General features: G+C 73.3%; 17 protein-coding genes. 7 read left to right on the top strand and 10 right to left on the bottom strand.

The window, feature by feature from the left end:
• Positions 1 to 64 precede the first annotated feature (64 nt).
• On the top strand, positions 65 to 1,558 hold the full coding sequence (locus tag AB0G10_RS02535; protein ID WP_360915330.1) for an SDR family oxidoreductase: 1,494 nt from the start codon (positions 65 to 67) through the stop codon (positions 1,556 to 1,558).
• Here the strand turns inward: AB0G10_RS02535 and AB0G10_RS02530 are convergent.
• From AB0G10_RS02530 to prmC, 4 genes are read right to left on the bottom strand one after another with little or no spacing between them, the layout of a single operon-like run.
• Positions 1,511 to 2,455 carry an L-threonylcarbamoyladenylate synthase gene (locus tag AB0G10_RS02530; protein WP_360915327.1) on the bottom strand — a complete coding sequence of 315 codons (945 nt, stop codon included), beginning with the start codon at positions 2,453 to 2,455 and terminating at the stop codon, positions 1,511 to 1,513. The genes AB0G10_RS02535 and AB0G10_RS02530 overlap by 48 nt on opposite strands.
• A complete protein-coding gene (locus AB0G10_RS02525) occupies positions 2,452 to 3,069 on the bottom strand; it encodes a phosphotyrosine protein phosphatase (RefSeq protein ID WP_360917929.1) in 618 nt (205 codons plus the stop codon). The genes AB0G10_RS02530 and AB0G10_RS02525 overlap by 4 nt, the downstream gene beginning before the upstream one ends.
• 1 nt (position 3,070) lies before the next feature.
• Positions 3,071 to 3,715 carry an L-threonylcarbamoyladenylate synthase gene (locus AB0G10_RS02520; RefSeq protein WP_360917928.1) on the bottom strand — a complete coding sequence of 215 codons (645 nt, stop codon included), beginning with the start codon at positions 3,713 to 3,715 and terminating at the stop codon, positions 3,071 to 3,073.
• Positions 3,716 to 3,739: 24 nt separating this feature from the next.
• Entirely contained in the window at positions 3,740 to 4,612 is an 873-nt protein-coding gene (gene prmC, locus AB0G10_RS02515) for a peptide chain release factor N(5)-glutamine methyltransferase (RefSeq protein WP_360915325.1), read from the bottom strand.
• Positions 4,613 to 4,695: 83 nt separating this feature from the next.
• Here prmC and AB0G10_RS02510 point away from each other — a divergent pair, with 83 nt between their 5' ends.
• The 3 genes from AB0G10_RS02510 to AB0G10_RS02500 are packed head-to-tail and all read left to right on the top strand — an operon-like array spanning position 4,696 to position 8,834.
• Positions 4,696 to 6,192 (top strand): GGDEF domain-containing protein, encoded by a 1,497-nt coding sequence (locus tag AB0G10_RS02510; protein ID WP_360915322.1) that lies wholly within the window; start codon positions 4,696 to 4,698, stop codon positions 6,190 to 6,192.
• On the top strand, positions 6,193 to 7,491 hold the full coding sequence (locus AB0G10_RS02505; RefSeq protein ID WP_360915319.1) for a PQQ-binding-like beta-propeller repeat protein: 1,299 nt from the start codon (positions 6,193 to 6,195) through the stop codon (positions 7,489 to 7,491). It begins immediately after the preceding gene.
• Positions 7,488 to 8,834 (top strand): PQQ-binding-like beta-propeller repeat protein, encoded by a 1,347-nt coding sequence (locus tag AB0G10_RS02500; RefSeq protein ID WP_360915316.1) that lies wholly within the window; start codon positions 7,488 to 7,490, stop codon positions 8,832 to 8,834. Before AB0G10_RS02505 ends, AB0G10_RS02500 begins: the two co-directional genes overlap by 4 nt.
• Here the strand turns inward: AB0G10_RS02500 and prfA are convergent.
• The gene (gene prfA / locus AB0G10_RS02495; protein ID WP_360915313.1) at positions 8,818 to 9,909 is read right to left on the bottom strand and encodes a peptide chain release factor 1; all 1,092 of its coding nucleotides are present in this window, start codon (positions 9,907 to 9,909) and stop codon (positions 8,818 to 8,820) included. The two genes, AB0G10_RS02500 and prfA, sit on opposite strands and share 17 nt — an antisense overlap.
• A gap of 84 nt (positions 9,910 to 9,993) precedes the next feature.
• Positions 9,994 to 10,218, bottom strand: a complete 225-nt coding sequence (gene rpmE, locus AB0G10_RS02490) for a 50S ribosomal protein L31 (RefSeq protein WP_127543228.1) — start codon at positions 10,216 to 10,218, stop codon at positions 9,994 to 9,996.
• A 197-nt stretch (positions 10,219 to 10,415) separates the two neighbouring features.
• On the opposite strand from rpmE, the gene AB0G10_RS02485 reads away from it, so the two are divergent.
• From AB0G10_RS02485 to AB0G10_RS02475, 3 genes are read left to right on the top strand one after another with little or no spacing between them, the layout of a single operon-like run.
• On the top strand, positions 10,416 to 11,498 hold the full coding sequence (locus AB0G10_RS02485) for an RNA ligase (RefSeq protein WP_360915310.1): 1,083 nt from the start codon (positions 10,416 to 10,418) through the stop codon (positions 11,496 to 11,498).
• Positions 11,455 to 12,351, top strand: coding sequence for an AAA family ATPase (locus AB0G10_RS02480; protein ID WP_360915307.1), 897 nt, complete (start codon positions 11,455 to 11,457; stop codon positions 12,349 to 12,351). The genes AB0G10_RS02485 and AB0G10_RS02480 overlap by 44 nt, the downstream gene beginning before the upstream one ends.
• 1 nt (position 12,352) lies before the next feature.
• Positions 12,353 to 12,970, top strand: coding sequence for an RNA ligase family protein (locus tag AB0G10_RS02475; protein ID WP_360915304.1), 618 nt, complete (start codon positions 12,353 to 12,355; stop codon positions 12,968 to 12,970).
• A 6-nt stretch (positions 12,971 to 12,976) separates the two neighbouring features.
• On the opposite strand, the gene AB0G10_RS02470 is transcribed toward AB0G10_RS02475, so the two are convergent.
• The 4 genes from AB0G10_RS02470 to AB0G10_RS02455 form a co-directional block, all read right to left on the bottom strand.
• Positions 12,977 to 14,140: a nitric oxide synthase oxygenase gene (locus AB0G10_RS02470; RefSeq protein ID WP_360915301.1), complete on the bottom strand. Its 1,164-nt coding sequence runs from the start codon at positions 14,138 to 14,140 to the stop codon at positions 12,977 to 12,979.
• 214 nt (positions 14,141 to 14,354) lie between these two features.
• A complete protein-coding gene (gene rho, locus AB0G10_RS02465; RefSeq protein ID WP_360915299.1) occupies positions 14,355 to 16,508 on the bottom strand; it encodes a transcription termination factor Rho in 2,154 nt (717 codons plus the stop codon).
• A 314-nt stretch (positions 16,509 to 16,822) separates the two neighbouring features.
• Positions 16,823 to 17,767, bottom strand: coding sequence for a homoserine kinase (thrB, locus tag AB0G10_RS02460; protein ID WP_360915296.1), 945 nt, complete (start codon positions 17,765 to 17,767; stop codon positions 16,823 to 16,825).
• A gap of 24 nt (positions 17,768 to 17,791) precedes the next feature.
• Positions 17,792 to 19,033: an MFS transporter gene (locus AB0G10_RS02455; RefSeq protein WP_360915293.1), complete on the bottom strand. Its 1,242-nt coding sequence runs from the start codon at positions 19,031 to 19,033 to the stop codon at positions 17,792 to 17,794.
• Between the last annotated feature and the right edge of the window lie 37 nt (positions 19,034 to 19,070).

The following is a 19,070-nucleotide window of genomic DNA, read 5'->3' as shown; positions in this document are numbered from 1 at the left end:
CGCGGACCTGCGATTTAAAAGCATATGGCTTGAGAGGCCCTGTTCGCGGGCACAGTCTGCACTTATGCGATGCCTTGTCACCGGCGCTACCGGATACATCGGCGGCCGCCTCGCTCCCCGGCTGCTCGACGCCGGCCACACGGTCCGCTGCCTGTCGCGCAGCGCCGGCCGGCTACGCGACGCGCCCTGGGCGAGCCGGGTCGAGATCGTCGAGGCCGACCTCTCCGACGCCGCCACGCTGCCGGCCGCCCTGGAGGGCGTCGACGTGGCGTACTTCCTGGTGCACTCGCTCGGCCAGAGCGACTTCGAGCGGCGCGACCGGGAGGCGGCCCGCAACTTCGCGGCGGCGGCCCGCGCGGCCGGCGTGCGGCGGATCATCTACCTCGGCGGCCCCGAGCCGCCCGCCGGCGACCGGCCCTCCCCGCACCTGCGGTCCCGTGCCGAGGTGGCCCGGATCCTGCTGGAGAGCGGGGTGCCGACGGCGGTGCTGCGGGCACCGGTGATCATCGGGTCCGGCTCGGCGTCGTTCGAGATGCTCCGGTACCTCAGCGAGCGGCTGCCGGCCATGGTCACGCCACGCTGGGTGACCAACCGGATCCAGCCGATCGCGGTCCGTGACGTGCTGCGCTACCTGATCGGCGCGGCCGGGCTGCCGCCCGAGGTGAACCGCGGCTTCGACATCGGCGGCGCCGACGTGCTCACCTACGCCGAGATGATGCAGCGGTACGCCCGGGTGGCCGGGCTCCCCCGCCGGGTCATCCTGCCCACCCGGGTGCTGAGCCCGTGGCTCTCCGCGCACTGGGTCGGCCTGATCACCCCGGTGCCGAACGCGATCGCCCGGCCGCTGGTGGCGAGCCTCGTCCACGAGGCCGTGGCGCACGAGAACGACCTGGCCGGGATGCTCGGCGAGAAGGAGGCGCCGCTCGGGTTCGACGAGGCGGTCCGGCTGGCCCTCGGCAAGATCCGCGACGCCGACGTGGAGACCCGCTGGTCCAGCGCCTCCGGCCGGGACGCCGACGCCGAGCCGCTGCCCAGCGACCCGGGCTGGTCCGGCGGCAGCCTCTACGTCGACGAGCGGTGCAGCCCGGTGCAGGCGCCGCCGGACCGGCTGTGGCGGGTGATCGAGGGCATCGGCGGCGAGAACGGCTGGTACTCGTTCCCGCTGGCCTGGTCGGTGCGCGGCTGGATGGACCGGCTGGCCGGCGGCGTCGGCCTGCGCCGCGGGCGGCGCGACCGGGACCGGCTGCGGGTCGGCGAGGCGCTCGACTGGTGGCGGGTCGAGGAGATCGAGCCGGGCTCGCTGCTGCGGCTGCGCGCCGAGATGCGGGTGCCGGGCCGGGCCTGGCTGGAGATGCGCGCCGAGCCGTCCCCGGACGGCGGCAGCGTCTACCGGCAACGGGCGATCTTCCTGCCGCGCGGGCTGGCCGGGCACCTCTACTGGGCCTCGGTGCTGCCCTTCCACGGCATCGTCTTCAGCGGCATGGCCAAGAACATCACGGCCACCGCCGAGTCATTCCGGAGCAGCGGCAGCCCGGGAGAGCCGGTCGCGCACCGCTAGCCACTCCTCGGTCTGCGGCGGCTCCTGCACCAGGATCGTCGCGACCCCGGCGTCGTCGAGGCGGTGCAGGGCCGCGTAGAGGTCGGCGGCGTACTCGCGGGGGTCGGCGGAGAGCACCTCGGTGCCCTCCCCCTCGTGGGTGAGCACGCCGATCGGCTCGGCCAGCCCGGCCCGGTCCACGTCCCGGACGTCCTTGCGGAGGAGCACCCGGGCGCGGGGCGCGTAGTGCCGCCGGCTCATCCCCGGCGACGGCCGGGCCGCGCCGTCGGCGACCTCGTCCGGCAGCGCGATCGCGCCGGTCACGTCGCGGATGGCGCGCAAGCCGAGGGCGCCCGGCCGGAGGAGACGGGGAACCTCGCCGGTCACGTCCAGCACCGTCGACTCGATGCCCCAGGAGCAGGCGCCGCCGTCCAGCACGAGCGGCACGTCCGGGAGGCTGCGCAGAACATGCTCGGCGGTGGTCGGCGAGATGCTCTCCGAGCGGTTCGCGCTGGGCGCGGCGAGCGGCAGGCCGGACGCCTCGAGCAGCCGCAGCGCGACGTCGTGCGCCGGCACCCGGATGGCGACCGTGTCGTTCGCGGCGCCGATCCCGGGCAGGTGCCGGGCCCGGCGGACGACCAGGGTGAGCGGCCCCGGCCAGAACCGGGCGGCCAGCTCGTCGGCCCGCGCCGGCCAGGTCTCGGCCAGCCCGCGGGCCGCCTCCACCGAGGCGACGTGCACGATCAGCGGGTTCCAGGAGGGCCGGTTCTTCAGCCGGTAGATCGCGCCGACGGCCTTCTCCGAGAACGCGTGCGCGCCGAGGCCGTAGACGGTCTCGGTGGGGAACGCGACCACCGAGTCGGCGGCCAGGATCTCGGCCGCGCGGCGGATGCCGTCGGCGTCGGGACGGACGATCACGGCAGGAGGAGCTTGGCGAGCGGCATCGTGGTGTCCTCGATCTCGTCGCCGATCCGCTGGAACGTCTGGTCGCCGCGGCCCCACGGGTCGTCCAGGTCGTCGCCGGGCAGCGGGGCGTCACTGCCGCGCAACCGGGCCGCGGCCTCGACGATCGCGGTGCCCCGGGCGTACACGGCGTCCGGCTTCGCCTCGGCGGGCGGCAGGGCGGCCCGGTCGATGCCGGCCATCAGCCGGCCGAACTCGCCGAGCACGAACGTCCGGCTCGCGGCGTCCGGGCGCAGGGCGACCACGTAGTCGTACTGGTCGGCGGTCGCCGTGAGGATCAGGTCCGCCTCGTCGATGAAGTCGCCGCGCAGCTTGCGGGCGGCGAAGCCGTCGGCGGAACCGCGCCGGGACCGGACCTGGCGGGCCGCGGGCGGGTTCATCTCCTCGCCCTCGTGCCAGCCGCCGGTGCCGGCGCTCACGCTGCGCACCAGGCCGGCCTCGCCGGCCTGGTGCGTGCCGAGCCGGTCCGTCCCGAGCCGGTCCTGGACGGCGCGGTCGAGCAGCCGCTCGGCCATCGGCGACCGGCAGATGTTGCCCATGCAGACGTGCAGGACGGTGAAGGGCGCCACGTCACGCCTGCCCATCGACGATGTCCGGAACCACGTCGCGCAGTTTCTCGAGTGGGATCGCGCCGGCCCGCAGCACCCGCGGCACGTCGCCGGTCACGTCGACGATCGTGCTGGGCGCCGGGTCGGCCGCCGGACCGGCCTCGAGGTAGACGCGGACCGCGTACTCCAGCTGGTCGCGGGCCTCGTCGGCGGTGAGCGGCGCGGGCGAACCGAGCTTGTTCGCGGTGGTGACCGCCATCGGGCCGACCTCGCGCAGCACCTCCAGCGCGACCGGGTGCAGCGGCATCCGGACGGCCACCGTGCCGCCGGTGTCGCCGAGGTCCCATTGCAGGCTCGGCGAGTGCTCCACGATGATGGTGAGCGCGCCCGGCCAGAACGCGTCGGCCAGCTCCCGGGCGGCCCGGGGCAGCGAGTAGACCAGGCCGTCCAGCGTGTGCCGGGAACCGACCAGCACCGGCGGGGGCACCCGGCGGTCCGAGCCGCGGGCGTGGTGCAGCTGGGTGACCGCGTGGGCGGTGAAGGCGTCCGCGCCGACGCCGTAGACGGTGTCGGTGGGCATCACCACGAGTTCGCCGCTCTTGACCGCCTCGACGGCCGCCGCGATGCCACGGTCCCGGTCGGCGACGGTGGAGCAGTCGTAGAGCATCACGACGTGCAGTCTGCCATGCCGTCACCCGAGACGGGCGGTCGCATATCTCGGCCGGCCGGTGAGGTCGTCGTGCGCCGTCACCTCGGTGAACCTGCCGTCGGCATCGAGGAGTGCGGGTACCGCGGCGCCGTGCACGTCGTCGTGCTCGATGCCGAGCCATCCACCGGGGCGCAGCAGCTTCGCGGCCAGCGCGATCACCGGCCGGATGATCTCCAGGCCGTCGCCGCCGCCGAACACCGCCTCGGCCGGGTCGTGATCGGACACTTCGGGCGGGACCGGGGTGCCGTCGGGGACGTAGGGCGGATTGCAGAGCAGGACGTCCACCCCTCCCCGCAGTTCGGCCAGAAGGTCGGGATCGGTCACGTCGCCGTGCTCCACCCGTACCGATGGGAAGTCTGCGGCATTGCGCCGCAGCCAGCGCAGGGCGGCCTCGGACCTCTCCACCGCGACCACCCGGGCCGCCTCGGTCTCGTCCGCCACGGCCAGCGCGATCGCGCCGCTGCCGCTGCACAGGTCGACCACCGTGGCGCCCGGCGCGGTCCGCTCGATCCCCCAGCCGGCCAGCAGCTCGGTCTCCGGCCGCGGCACGAAGACGCCGTCGCCGACCGCCAGCTCGAGGTGGCGGAAGGCGGCCGTGCCGAGCAGGTGCTGCAACGGGACCCGCCGGGCGCGCCCGGCCACCAGCGACCGGAATCGTGCCAACTCGGCGGCCCGGATCGTGTCGGTTATCAGCAGCCGGCCGCGTGGCACATCGAGGACATGAGCGGCCAGGAGCTCGGCGTCGACCCGCGGCGACGCCACCCCGGCGGCGGTCAGCTCCGATGTGGCGGCCGCCAGGACGGGCGCGAGACGCGTCCGATCCGCGCTCTCGCGGGGGTGTTCGTGGCTCGGCATCACGGCATAATCATGAGACGTCGCTGTCCGCCGGGGTTCGGCCGGGTTACCCCGCGGCGCGCCGAGGCCGTGGGAGGCGCCTGGTGGGTTGGTTGGACCAGCTCGCGGAACACGTCGAGGACCTGCGCCGGGCCGGGCAACTGCAACAGAACGGGCAGTCCGCGCAGGCACTTCCGATCCTCGATGCCGTCCTGTCCAGCACGACCGATCCGCCGACCAGGGCCTACGCGCTGATCCAGCGCTTCGGCGCGATGATCAATCTCGGCCGGGTCGCCGAGCTGTCCACCGCCATGGCGGTCGCCGCCGAGGCCGTGCGCGAGGTCCCCGACCCCTATCTCCGCGGCCAGATGCACGCGTTCGCGGCGCTCGGCGCCCATCTGCAGAGCAACCTCGACCGCGGGGTCACCCACCTCGTGCAGGCCGCCCGCGCGCTCGCCGCCGTCCCCGAGCGCGACGCGGAGACCGCCTGGGGCTGGCACGACCTCGCGATGGCCTACTCCTACCTCGGTTTCCACGGCCAGGCGCTGACCGCGATCGAGCAGGCCCGTGAGGTCGGCGCGAGCGCCGGCCTCGCCCCGGAGATCTTCGCGGCCCCCGGGATCCGGCTGCGCAACGCCGTGGCGCTCGACCACCAGGGCGACACCGACGGCTGCCTGCGGGTGCTGCGCGACATCGACGCCGAACTGTCGCGATACATCGCCACCGACCAGCTGCGCCCCGGCAGCCGCACGGTCTACGGCTACGCGCTGGCCCGCCGCGCCGCCCTCGGCGAGCCGACCGGCGCCGACGCCGCCCCCTGGCTGATCGGCGGCGGCGACAGCGTGCGCACCCGTGACCTGCGGCATCTCGGCTCGGTCTGCCTCACCATCGCCGACGGCAAGCCGGAGCGCGCACTGTCCATGCTGGAGGCCGTGCCGGTCTCGGCCGAGGTGCTCGGCGCGCCCGAGCCGGCCCGGCTGCGCAGCATCTGCCACGCCAGCGCCGGCGACCACGAGGCCGCGCACGCCCTGGACCGGTACGCCTTCCGCCTCGCCGCCCAGCGCATCGACCAGCTCCGGGACGGCTATCTCGACGGGGTGGCCGCCCGGCTGGACGCCCAGGAGACCCACCGCGACCCCACCCGCTACGGCGACGAGACGCTCGTCGACCCGCTCACCGGCCTGCCGAACCGCCGCCAGCTGGAGCGCTATGTGGACACTCTGCTGGCGCGCGGCGAGCGGGCCGCCGTCGGCATCTGCGACATCGTCGGGTTCACCGCGGTGAACGCCCGGCACGGCCGGCACTGCGGCGACCTGGTCCTCCAGCGGATCGCCGGGGTGCTGCACCGGACCATGCGGCGCGGCGACTTCGTGGCCCGGTTCGCCGGCGACGAGTTCGTGCTGATCCTGCCGGGCGCCGGGCCGGGCCAGGCGGCCGAGGTGGCCCGCCGCATCGGCGCCGCGGCGAACGCGGAGAACTGGCAGGCGCTCGTGCCCGGCTCCCCGATCGGACTGGCCGCCGGCTGGTCCGAGGTGGGCCGCAACGGTCGTGGCCTGAGCGCGGCCCTCGCGGCCGCGGCGGCGAGCCGGAAACCGACGTAGATGGCCCTGATCGAGCTCGGCGACGTGTCCGGCGCCCGCACACCGGAACCGGTGGCGGACCGGATCACCGCCGGGCTCGACCGCCGCCGGCTGCGCCCGGTCGCCCTGCTCGCCGTGCTGATCTGCCTGCTCGCCTGCGGTGCTGCCACCCGGCCGGGCGCCCCCGGCGTCCGTCTCCTCTGGACGGCCCCGCACGACCAGGAGGAGGACAGCGTCGCCCTCGCCGGCGACACGCTCTACGTCCTCAGCGGCGGCGAGCGGTCCGAGCTGGTGGCGTACTCGCTGACCGACGGCCGGCGGCTGTGGCGCTGGAGCACCGACGCCCACCTGATCTCGGTCGGCCCGGCGCCGGACGGCGGGCCGGTGCTGGTCACCGCCGACCCGGCCTCCTCCGGCGACCCGGACGGGCCGGCCGCGCTGGCCTCCCGGACCACGATCGCGCTGCGGGCGGCGTCCGGCGCCGAGCTGTGGCGGCGGCCCGGTGAGCCGCACGCGGAGGGGATCGAGGCCGGCAGCGCGCTGCTGAAGCGGTTCGACCCGCGTGGCGGCATCGGCTCGCTGTCCCGGGTCCGGCTCGAGGACGGCGTCCCGCTCTGGACCCGCGACGACGGCGCCCCGATCCAGGACGTCGGCGTGGAGGCTGCCGGAGGCCGGGTGGTCACCCGGACGGCGGCCGGTGACGTGACGGTCCTGGCCTGGGCCGACGGCGCCCGCCTGGCAAGCCGCCGGATCACGGCCGGCGCCGGGCGGTACTCCGAGCTCAGCGTCGGCGCCGGCCTGCTCTACATGAGCGCCTTCGGCCCTGGGGACCCGGACACCGACGTCTACCGCCTGGACGGCCTCGAGCCGCTGATCAGCGGGCCGCTGGCGAACTGCGTCGGCGTCATCTGCACCTGGGGACAGGGCGGCTTCGCGGCGCTGGACCCGGGGAACGGCCGCGAGCTGTGGCGCGGGCCTGAGATCATCGCCTCCGTCATGACCGAAGATCGCATCCTCACCGACCGGCAGAACGGCTCCGAGCACGTGCTCCTCGACAGCCGGACCGGCCGCGCGCTCTCCCCGCCGGTGCCGGGCTGGATGGCGTATCCGGACCGCTGGCAGGACGAGATCCTGCTGCTGCGCCCCACCAGCGAGCCGATCGGCCGGACCTCGGTGACCCGCGTCGACCTGGCGACCGGCCGGGTGTCCGTGCTCGGGTCCCTCGAGCCGCTGCCCGACCAGCAGGGTTGCCGGACCGCGCCGGGCTACCTCGTCTGCACCGGCTGGGACCGGATGGTCGTCGCCGCGGTGCCCCGATGACCATCATCGAGCTGGGCGAGTTCAACGTCCCCACCGAACCCGAGGGCTCCCCGGGCGAGTTCCACCCCCGATCGGTACGCCGTGCGCTCCTCGGCGCCGTGGTCCTCGCCAGCCTGCTGCTCCTCGGCGGCGCGGCGCCGCCGGCCACCCCGCTCGTGCACGACGTCTGGTCGGCGCCGATGGGCGACCAGGACTCGATGGCGATCCGCAAGGACGGCATCTTCGTCTTCCGGAGCACCGGCCCCGCCACGGTGGAGCTGACCTCGTACGACCCGGCGACCGGCGCGGTTCGCTGGACCCGGGAGTCGGACGGCAACGTCAGCTGGATGTACCAGGGCCCGGAGGCCGGCCTGCTGCTGATCCCGGGCGACGAGAAGTACGCGAACCTCGAGTTCGACGACGGCAGCCAGGGGCAGATCGCGTACGGCGGCAGCACCACGGCCGTGGAGGCGTCCACCGGGCGCCGGCTCTGGAAGGTCACCGGCGAGGTGCAGGCCGTGGCGTCCGCGTCGGTGCTGCTCGCCGACCGGGACAGCACCGGGGACTACGTGACCGTACGGCTGGTCGACGCCCGCACCGGCGCCGAGATCTGGCGGCACGCGGCCGGCGGCGCGCTGCACCTCAACGTCCAGAACGAGGGGCCGTCCCCGATCCTGGTCATCCTGGCGAACCGGGCCGGCCGCACCACGGTGCTGCGCTACGCCGACGGCTCGGTGATCAACGAGAAGAACCTGCCGTGGACGCCGACCGACACGGTGGCCGGCACCGACACGTACCTCTCGATCGCCGACGACCTCGTGCTGGTGAGCCGCAACAGCCCGAGCAGGGCGCGGGTCACCGCCTACCGGGCCGGCAGCCTGGAACGGCTCTGGGAGACCGAGATGTCGTCGTACTCGTACATCTCCGAGTGCGGCCCGGTGCTCTGCCACGCCGACGCCGGCGCGCTCTACGGCCTCGAGCCGCGCACCGGCCGCCGGCTCTGGGAGCTGCCCGGCTTCGGCGCCGCCGTGATGGTCGGCGACCGCCTGATCGCCGAGGAGGTGGCCGACCCGCCCCGGCAGGTCGTGGTCGACCCGGCCACCGGCGGGAGGGTCGGCCCCGGCGGCGTCGGCTACCCGATGCGCGCCGAGGAGTACAACGGCTCGCTGTTGCTGCTGCACCGGGTCTACCGCGACCCGATGCGGGACGCCGTCGACTACCTCGACCTGACCACCGGCGAGGTCACCCGGGTCGGCCTGCTGGAGACGTTCGCCGACGTGGAGCAGCGCTGGCGGTGCGGCTCGATCGACCGTTACCTGGCCTGCCAGCGGGAGGACCGGCTGGTCGTCACGGCCGTCGGCTGATCTCGGTCTCGCCGGCCAGCCGGGCCGCGCGGTCCGCCTCGGCCAGCGCGTCCAGCACGCCGTCCAGCTCGCCGCCGAGAACCAGGTCGAGGTTGTACGCCGTGTATCCGATCCGGTGGTCGGTGATCCGGTTCTGCGGGAAGTTGTAGGTGCGGACCCGCTCGGAGCGGTCCACCGTACGCACCTGTGCCTTGCGCGCGTCGCCGGCCGCCGCGTCCGCCGCCTCCTGCGCCTGCGCCAGCAGGCGGGAGCGCAGGATCCGCATGGCCGACTCCTTGTTCTGGAGCTGGCTCTTCTCGTTCTGGCAGCTCACCACCGTGCCGGTGGGGATGTGCGTGATCCGGACCGCCGAGTCGGTGGTGTTTACCGACTGGCCGCCGGGGCCGGACGAGCGGTAGACGTCGATCCGCAGGTCGCCCGGCTCGATCTGGACGTCGACGTCCTCGGCCTCGGGCAGCACGAGCACGCCGGCCGCGGAGGTGTGGATCCGGCCCTGCGACTCGGTGACGGGCACCCGCTGCACGCGGTGCACGCCGCCCTCCCACTTCATCCGGGACCAGACGCCGTGGCCTCCCTCCGGCACACCCCTGGTCTTCACGGCCACCGAGATGTCCTTCACGCCGCCGAGGTCCGACTCCTGCGAGTCGATCACCTCGACCACCCAGCCGCGGCGTTCCGCGTACCGGGTGTACATGCGCAGCAGGTCGCCGGCGAAGAGCGCGGACTCCTGGCCGCCCTCACCCGCCTTGATCTCGACGATCACGTCCTTGGCGTCGCTCGGGTCGCGCGGCATCAGCATCTCGCCGAGCTTCTCCTCGAGCGCCGGCAGCGTCGCGGCGACCGCCTCGACCTCGGACGAGAACGCCGGGTCCTCGGCGGCGAGCTCCTTCGCCGCGGCCAGGTCGGCGCGGGCCGCCTCGAGCTCGTTGTTCGCCGCGTTCAGCGGCGCCAGCTCGGCGAAGCGCCTGCCGACGCGGCGGACCAGCGCCTGGTCGGCGTGGATGGAGGGGTCCTCCATCTGCTTCTCGAGGTCCGCGTACTCGGCGAGAAGCGCGCTCAGACGGTCGTTGCTCATCGAAGTCTCCCAAGCCTGTGAGAAAAGCGGACCACATGCGAACGGCGCCCGCCCCGAGAACCGGGACGGGCGCCGTTGAAGCAGTTACTTCTTCTTCGCGGCGTTCACCTTGGCGTACTTCGCCTGGAACTTCGCGACCCGGCCCGCGGTGTCGAGGACGCGCTGCTTGCCGGTGTAGAACGGGTGGCAGGCGCTGCAGGTCTCGACGCGGATCTCGCCGCCCTTGGCGGTGCTACGGGTGGTGAAGGTGCTGCCGCAGGAGCAGACGACCTCGGTGGTCGCGTACTCGGGGTGGATGCCGCTCTTCATGTTTACTCGGTCCCTCTCAGATGGTCGGGTCGCCGGGTCGCCTGCACGTGCTGGAAGACGTGAACCGGAACCCCTACTGGCCGATGTACCAGTCTGCCATGACCCCCGTAGCAACGAGAAATCAGGAGGTGCAACTGGTTTCGTCGTACCTAACGTGAGCGGCCTTCCGGTGATTCCCGCAGCTGAAAGGCGCTCCGATGACCCTGCTCGCCGACGTCCTCGATCCGGTCGAACTGGCCTCCGCGGTCGAAACCGGGCTGGTTCGCGCGCAGCGTCATCCGTCCCGGCCCTTCACGATCTACAACTACACCGAGGCCTGCCAGTACTCGGCGGCCTGGACCCCGGTGACGCTGGCCTGCCGGGGCCTGATCGTGGACGCCGCCGGCCGGATCGTGGCGCGCCCGCTGCCGAAGTTCTTCAACCACTCCGAGCCCCAGGCGCCGGCCCTGCTCCCGGACGCCGCCGTGACGGTGACCGACAAGGCGGACGGCAGCCTCGGCCTGATCTATCACGACGGCTCCGGCTACGCCGTCGCCACGCGGGGGTCCTTCGCGTCGGATCAGGCACGCCATGCGACAGACCTTCTGCGTACGAGGTACGCCTCGTTCGCGCCCCCGGCCGGCGTCACGGTCCTCGTCGAGATCATCTACCCGGGGAACCGGATCGTCGTGGACTACGCGGGCCTGGACGACCTCGTCCTGCTCGGCGCCGTCGACATCGCGGGCGGCCGCACCTACGGGCCGTCGGCGGTGCCGGGGTGGCCCGGCCCGGTCGTGAAGACGTTCGGGTACGCGACGTTCGCCGAGGCGCTGGACGCGCCGGCGCGCGCCGGACGGGAGGGGCTCGTGGTGCACTTCACCGAGACCGACCAGCGCGTGAAGATCAAGTACGCCGACTACGTGCGGCTGCACCGTCTCGTCACCGGGCTGACCCCTCGTACCGTCTGGGAGGTCCTGGCGAACGGCGGCGACCTGGACGCCCTGCTCGCGCCGCTCCCCGACGAATTCCACGTCTGGGCGCGCGGCGTCGCCGGCGAGCTCACCGCGGCCGTCGACGCCCGGGCCGCGGCGGTGGAGTCGGCGTTCGCCGCGATCGTCGCCTCGCTGCCGGACGGCTGGGGCCGCAAGGAGTTCGCGGCGGCGGCGGTGCACAGCGAACATCGCGGGGAGCTGTTCCTGCGACTCGACGGCAAGGACTACCGTCCCGGCCTGTGGCAGCGAGCAAGGAGCCTCTCCGATGACCCGACTTCTGATAACGCGTGGGCTGCCCGCCTCCGGTAAGACCACGTTCGCCCGCAAGCTCCAGCCGGACGTGGTCCGGGTCAACCGGGACGATCTGCGCCGCATGCTGCACGGCGCGCGGCTCTACACCCAGCGCTCCGAGGCGCAGGTCACCCAGGCCCAGCGGGCGGCCGTCGAGGCGCTGCTGCGGGCCCGCGGCAGCGTCGTCGTCGACGACACCAACCTGCGGGCGAAGACGGTCCGCGAGTGGGCCGAGCTGGCGGCCCGGTTCGACGCGTCGTTCGAGGTGCACGACTTCACCGGCGTGCCGCTCGACGAGTGCCTGCGCCGGGACGCCGGCCGGCCCGGGGACGAGCGGGTCGGCGAGGCCGGCATCCGCCGCATGCACGAGCGCTACCTGGCCGGGCGGAACCTGCCGCTGCCCGTCCCGTTCGTCGAGCGCGGCGGCCCCGGCGTGGTCTACCGGCCCGACCCGGAGCTGCCCGAGGCGGTGCTCGTCGACATCGACGGCACGGTCGCGCTGATGAGCGGCCGCAGCCCGTACGACTGGGGCCGGGTCGGCGAGGACGCGCCCAACCCGTCGGTGATCACGGCGGTGCGGGCGATGCACGCGGCCGGGCATGCGATCGTCTTCTGCTCGGGCCGGGACGCGGTGTGCCGGGCCGAGACCGAGGCGTGGCTCGAGCTCTTCGTCGGCGTGCCGTACGAGGCGCTGTTCATGCGGCCGGAGGGCGACAGCCGCAAGGATGCGATCGTGAAGCGCGAGATCTTCGACTCCGAGATCCGGGACCGCTGGCGGATCACCGGGGTGTTCGACGACCGCCGGCAGGTGGTACGCATGTGGCGGGCGCTCGGCCTCACGGTCTTCCAGGTGGCGGAAGGGGACTTCTAGGGTGAAATACCCGCGTACGTTCCATCTGCCCGGATCACCGGGGGCCACCTCCGACGACCGGGTGCAGCACGATCTGTCCTGGCTGGACGGTGAGCTCGTGGTGACCGAGAAGATGGACGGCGGGAATCTCACCTTCACCCGCGACGCGATGTACGCCCGCTCGCTCGACTCCGGCACCCAGCCCTGGGACCGGCCGGCGAAGGCGCTCTGGGCGATGACCGCGCACCGGATACCGGACGAGTGGCGGGTCTGCGGCGAGTCCATGTGGGCCCGCCGCAGCATCGCCTACGCCGACCTGCCCGGCGTCTTCCTGGTCTTCGGCATCTGGGACGAGACGGACACCCTGCTGGGCTGGGACGACACGGTCGACTGGGCGCAGCGCCTGGAGCTGCCGGTCGTCCCGGTCCTCTACCGCGGCGGCAGCCTCTCCGAGGCGTGCGCGGCCTGGTCGCGGCAGCGGTCCGAGGACCGCTCCGAGGGTTATGTCGTACGGGCGGCCGGGCGCATCCCGGCCGCCGACTTCGATCACCGGGTGCTGAAGTGGGTGCGGGCCGGCCACGTGCGCACCGAGGCGTCGTGGCGGCACCGCGACGACTTCGCGGTCAACGAGTTCGCCTGAGCCCTCTCACCGCGTCCGTTTGAACGGGCACCCCTGCGCCAGGTTCGCCGCCTCGTCGTCGAGATAGAACGCCGGCCGCAGATCCGCCTCCTCGTAGTACCTGTGGAAGACCGGCGTGAGACCCCCGGACATCGGCGGCACGATCCACGTCCAGTCCGCCGGCACCGGCCGTCCCGCCTTCTCCTCGTTGCGCAGATGGGCCATGAACCGCTGCGACTCGGTGTGGTGGTCGGTCATCTTCACCCCGGCCTGCTCGAAGCTGTGCAGCACGGCCCGGTTCAGCTCCACCAGGGCGCGGTCCCGCCAGAGCGTCGACTCGCGGCTGGTGTCGAGCTCCAGCCGTTTCGCGATCTCCGGGAGCAGGTCGTACCGGTCCGCGTCGGCGAGGTTGCGCGCCCCGATCTCGGTGCCCATGTACCAGCCGTTGAACGGCGCGAGCGGGTAGTGCACGCCGCCGATCGTGAGCCGCATGTTGGCGATCGCCGGCACGGCGTGCCAGCGCAGGCCCAGCTCGGCGAACCAGGCGTGCTCGGGGTGGGTCAGCGGCACCTCGCGGATCGCGCGCTCCGGCAGCTCGTAGAGGCGGATGCCCTCGCCCGGCGTCTCGATCACCAGCGGCAGGACGTCGAACGCCTCGCCCTTGCCCCGCCAGCCGAAGCCGCGCACCGCGTCGGTGAGGCCGGTCTGCCGCGGATCGCCGACCGTCTCGCCGGACCCGGTCCGGTACCCGGCGTAGCGGATCAGCTGCTCGTTCCAGACCCGCGCGCACGGCCGGCCCGGCTCGGCCGGCGCGAAGACGCTGATCACCGGCCGGATCGCGCCGTCGCCGGCGGTCTGCAGGTGCTGCACCAGCAGCGAGAAGATCTCATCGGCGGTCCGCGCCCGGCGGCGGTCCAGGACCACGAGGCTCCGCCAGTAGAGCCGCCCGATGCACCGGCTCGCGTTGCGCCAGGCCATCCGGGCGCCGTGTGCCAGTTCCTCGGGCGTGTGCACGTAGGTGCCGGTCGCCGCGATCTGCGCCCGGACGATGGCGAGCCGGGGCTCGACCGGTCCGAGTCGCGGGTTCTCGGTGTAGCAGCGGCGCAGGAAGTCCTCCGCCTCGCCGGGGTCGGCGGGCGCCTCCGGGTCCCAGGGCTCGGCCGGGTGGTCCCGGTAGCCGGGCACGATCATCGAGGCCTCCGGATTACTTGAGGGGCGTAGTAACCGGAGGTTGCATGACCCCGACCGGGGCGAATCAGACAAGTTGTGCGACAAAAAAGCCGGGACCCACCCGATTCGGATGGATCCCGGCCTTTTGCTCGAGTGAGCCTTGTTCGCGACGGTTCAGATCAATTGCCGCTACTAGCGCGGATTGCAACTCACCGTAGGTCGCGAACAAGCCTCATTATTCGCCAGGTGTCGACTTGGCGATCTGCATCAGGAACTCGATGTTGGTGCGGCTCTGCTTGAGCCGGTCCAGCAGGAGGTCCAGAGCGGCGCCCGACTCCAGCGAGCTGAGCACCTTGCGGAGCTTGTGGACGATCGCGAGCTCCTCCTTGCCCATCAGGATCTCTTCCTTACGGGTGCCGGAGGCGGCGGTGTCCACGGCCGGGAAGACGCGCTTGTCCGCGATCTTGCGGTCGAGCTTGAGCTCGGCGTTACCCGTGCCCTTGAACTCCTCGAAGATCACCGTGTCCATCATCGAGCCGGTCTCGACCAGCGCGGTCGCGAGGATGGTGAGCGAGCCACCGTTCTCGATGTTGCGCGCCGCGCCCAGGAACCGCTTCGGCGGGTAGAGGGCGGTCGAGTCGATACCACCGGACATGATGCGGCCGGAGGCCGGCGCCGCCAGGTTGTACGACCGGCCGAGCCGCGTCACCGAGTCGAGCAGGACGACCACGTCGTGGCCGAGCTCGACGAGGCGCTTGGCCCGCTCGATCGCCAGCTCGGCGACCGTGGTGTGGTCCTGCGGCGGCCGGTCGAACGTGGCCGCGATGACCTCGCCCTTCACCGAGCGCTGCATGTCGGTGACCTCTTCGGGCCGCTCGTCCACGAGCACGACCATGAGGTGGCACTCGGGGTTGTTGTGGGTGATCGCGTTGGCGATCGCCTGCAGCACCATCGTCTTACCGGCCTTCGGCGGCGAGACGATCAGGGCGCGCTGGCCCTTGCCGATCGGCATCACGAGGTCGATGACGCGGGTGGTGAGGATGTGCGGCTCGGTCTCCAGCCGCAGGCGCTCCTGCGGGTAGAGCGGGGTGAGCTTGTAGAACTCGGGACGCCGGCGCGCCTCCTCGGGCTCCATCCCGTTGATGGTGTCGAGGCGGACGAGCGGGTTGTACTTGTCCCGGCGCTGCTCACCGGTGTCCCGCGGGGCGGAGCGCACCGCGCCGGTGACCGCGTCGCCGCGGCGCAGACCGTACTTCTTCACCTGCGACATCGACACGTAGACGTCGTTCGGGCCGGAGAGGTAACCGGTGGTCCGGACGAACGCGTAGTTGTCGAGCACGTCGAGGATGCCGGCCACCGGGACGAGCACCTCGTCGTCGGAGACGTGCGGCTCCCGGCCCTCGCGGCCGCCGTCACGCTGACGGCCACCGCCGTCCTCGTCACGGTCCCGGCCACGGCGGCGGTCCCGGAAACGGCTGCGCCGGCTCCGGCGGCCGCCCTCGGACTCGTTGTCGTCGTCGTCGTGCCCCTGGTCGTTGCGGCCCTGGTCGGAGCGCGGCGCCCGGTCGTCGTTGCGGTCGCGCTGGTCGCGCTGGCCGTCACGGGAACCGCCGTCACGCGGACCGCCATCGCGCTGGCCGTCACGCGGACCGCCGTCACGCTGGCCACCATCGCGCTGGCCGTCACGAGGACCGCCGTCGCGCTGGCCGCCGTCACGCTGGCCGTCGCGCTGGTTGCGCTGCCGGTCGCGGTTGCGCTCGCCCCGCTCGGGACGCTCGCCCCGCTCCGGGCGCTCGGTCGTCTCGGCCGGAGCCGTGGCGACGGCTGCCGGCGCCTCGGCGGGAGCCGCGGCGGCGGCGGCCGGGGCGGCCTCGGCGGTCTCGCGGGCGGCCGGCTCGCGGGAGACCCGCTCACGGCTGCGCCGCGACGGGCGCTCGGCCTTCTCGGCGGGGGCGGCTGCGGTTTGCGGCTTCTCCGCCGGGGCGGCCTCGACCGGGGCGGCCTGAGTGGATGCGGCCTGGGCGGCCGCAGCCTGAGCCGGGGCGGGCTGGGCGGCCGAGGCGGACTGGGCCGGGGCGGGCTGGGCCGAGGCGGGCTGGGCCGGGGCGGCCGCGGCGACGGCGTCGGAGCCGTTGGTACGCGGACGGGGCGCCGGCTCGGCGGCAGCGCCGCCACCGCTCTGGCGCTCGGTGATCGCGGCGATCAGCTCGCCCTTGCGCATCCGGGCGGTGCCGGAGATGCCGAGGGAGGCGGCGAGGCTCTGCAGCTCGGGCAGCAGCATCGCGGACAGCCCGGTGCCGCCGCGGCGGCGCTTCGTGGCGGTCGCGGTGGTGCCGGCGCCGTCAGCGACGTCAGAAACACCCGACGTCACGTCGGTGGTGTCGCTCAATGGATTCCTTCCGTCGGAAAAAACCCGAGTCCACCCGGAACTGCAGCCTGGGCCGGGTGCCCTCGGAGCCCGCTTCGCAACAGCGGCGCGGGAGTTTCGTGCAGCACGGCAGCTCGACGGTGTCCCTGCCCGCCAGGGCTTGACGGGTAGGTCTCGGCGAGTGCAGCGATCCATCGACTGCTGCTCGGCGTGTGCCTTGATGAGAGTTTGAGACAGGCCGTCGGCCCAGAAATCTCGGGGGTGCGCCGAATCAATCGCAGAGATCGCTTGCTTCGCGGCTGGTCCTGAAGCACTGTGCTAGGTCTTGAGCGTAGTCAACTCGTGCGACCTGCGGCAACAGGGCCCCGCTCGGCGTGTTCCACCATACCCCCTTTCACACGAGCACCGGCGTCATCCACGCCCAGCACTTCGCCGCGCCAGTGCGATCCCGGCTGGAAATCGGCCGGGACCTCGGTCAACGCGAGAACCGTGGGCCCCGCGCCACTGATCACGGCGGCCACGCCGACCGAGCGGAGCGCCGCCACGAGCGACGCGCTGCCCGGCATCCCCGGTCCCCGGTAACCCTGGTGCAGCCGGTCCTCGGTCGCCGGGAACAACAGCGACGGATCACTCGTGAGGGCGTGCGTCAGCAGCGCGGCCCGGCCGGCGTTGAACGCCGCGTCCCGGTGCGGGACCTCGGACGGCAGCGCGGCCCGGGCGGTGGCGGTGTACCCACGCTCGTCCGGGATGAAAACCGTCGGGCGGACCGCCGCGGACGGCGGCAGGCTGACCGCGCGGGCGCCGGTCCCCTCGGTCCAGGCCACCGTGAACCCGCCCAGCAGGCAGGGCGCCACGTTGTCGGGGTGACCCTCGATGCGCGCCGCGATCCGCAGCGCGTCCTCGTCGCTGATCAGCTCGAGGCCGCCCTCGACCAGGCCGCGGGCCAGCTGCACCCCGCCCACGATGGCGGCCGAGGAGCTGCCCAGGCCGCGCGCCTGCGGAATCCGGTTCACACACGTGACCGCGAGACCCGGCGGCCGTTCGCCCAGCTCGTCGAAGGTGGCGAGCATGGAGCGGACGACCAGGTGCGACTCGTCGGCCGGCAGCTCGCCGGCGCCCTGACCGGTGACCTCGACGGTGAAGCCCGCGCCGGTCACCCGCGCGGTGAGGTCGTCGTAGAGGGTGAGCGCCAGGCCCAGCGCGTCGAAGCCGGGACCGAGATTGGCGCTGGTCGCGGGCGTGCTGACGGAGACCGGGTCGGAGACGAAGGACAGGCCCATCGCCACATGCTAGGGCTTGATCATTTAAACCGAGGTGTCCCGCCCTGGTATTCCCGAATGTCGAGGCGCCCCCAGGCGGCGGGTCGCGATCCGCCACACGACCGCGTAGACCAGCGTGATCGACGCGCACCCGGCGAGCACCCACTTCATGTCCACCACGTCGATGACCGCGCCCGCCCCGAGCTGGCTGATCGCGATCGCCAGCGTCGCCAGCATCATGTCGGTGGCGAAGACGCGGCCGCGCAGCGCGTCCGGCACCTCGCCCTGGAGCGCGTAGTTGGACAGCACCCAGTTCGTGCCGCCGGCGAAGTGCGCCACGAAGACCAGCGCGAGCACCAGCGGGAACCAGGGGGCAAAGGCGACGCCGAGGTAGCCGAGCCCGTACAGGCCCATCGAGAGGGCCAGGCCGGGCAGCAGCCAGGAGGGCCGGTTCAGGACCGGGCGCATCAGCAGCGGGCCGATCAGCGCGCCGGCGCCGCGCAGCGCGAAGAGCAGGCCGGCGCCGAGCGCGCCCACGCCGTGCGCCACCGCGATCAGCGGGAAGACGGTGAGCACGCCGTTGCCGAGACCGACCGCCGACTTGACCGTGATGAGGGCGCGCAGCCGCGGCCGGGCCCCGATGTAGCGCAGCGCCTCCACCAGGGCGTGCAGGGTCTCCGGGCGCTCGCCGCCGCTGCGCGGCGCCTGGAGCGGGCGGCGGATCAGGGCGGTCAGCACGCTTCCGGCCAGGAGCAGGGCCGCGGTCACGGCAAAGCATGCGTACGGGCCGGCGACCGTGCTCACGACGCCGCCGAGCGAGGCGCCGACGACCGTCATGGTCCCCCAGGCCGAGCCCGCGACGGTGTTCGCGGCGGCCAGGTCCGCCGGGTCGACGACGTTGGGCAGGGCGGCCGAGGCGGCCGGCGAGTAGAAGGACTTCGCCACCGCCATGGCGCCGACCGCGACCAGGGCCAGCGGCGCGGTGGCCGCCGACTGCACGGCGAACAGCAGCAGGACCGCGAGGAACGACGCCAGGTTCGCCACCACCAGGATCTTCCGGCGGTCCACCCGGTCGGCGATCGTGCCGGTGTACGGCAGCAGCAGCGCGTTGATGCCGGTGTCCACGGCGAGCACCATCGCGCCCCAGACGCCACTGCCGGTCAGCTCCGGCAGCAGGACGAGCAGCGGGACCATGACGAACCAGTCCGCGCCGAAGACGACGAGCTCGGCCGAGAAGAGACGGCGGAAGTCACGGTTGCGGGTAAGGACCGAAAGGGCTGGCGGCACTCACCGAGCCTATAAAAGAGGATGCCCGGCCGGTGGC

The organism is Actinoplanes sp. NPDC023714, assembly GCF_040639855.1.
Lineage (GTDB): Bacteria > Actinomycetota > Actinomycetes > Mycobacteriales > Micromonosporaceae > Actinoplanes.
Note: the sequence above shows the minus strand (reverse complement) of the source record. Positions and strands in the feature narration are given on the sequence as shown.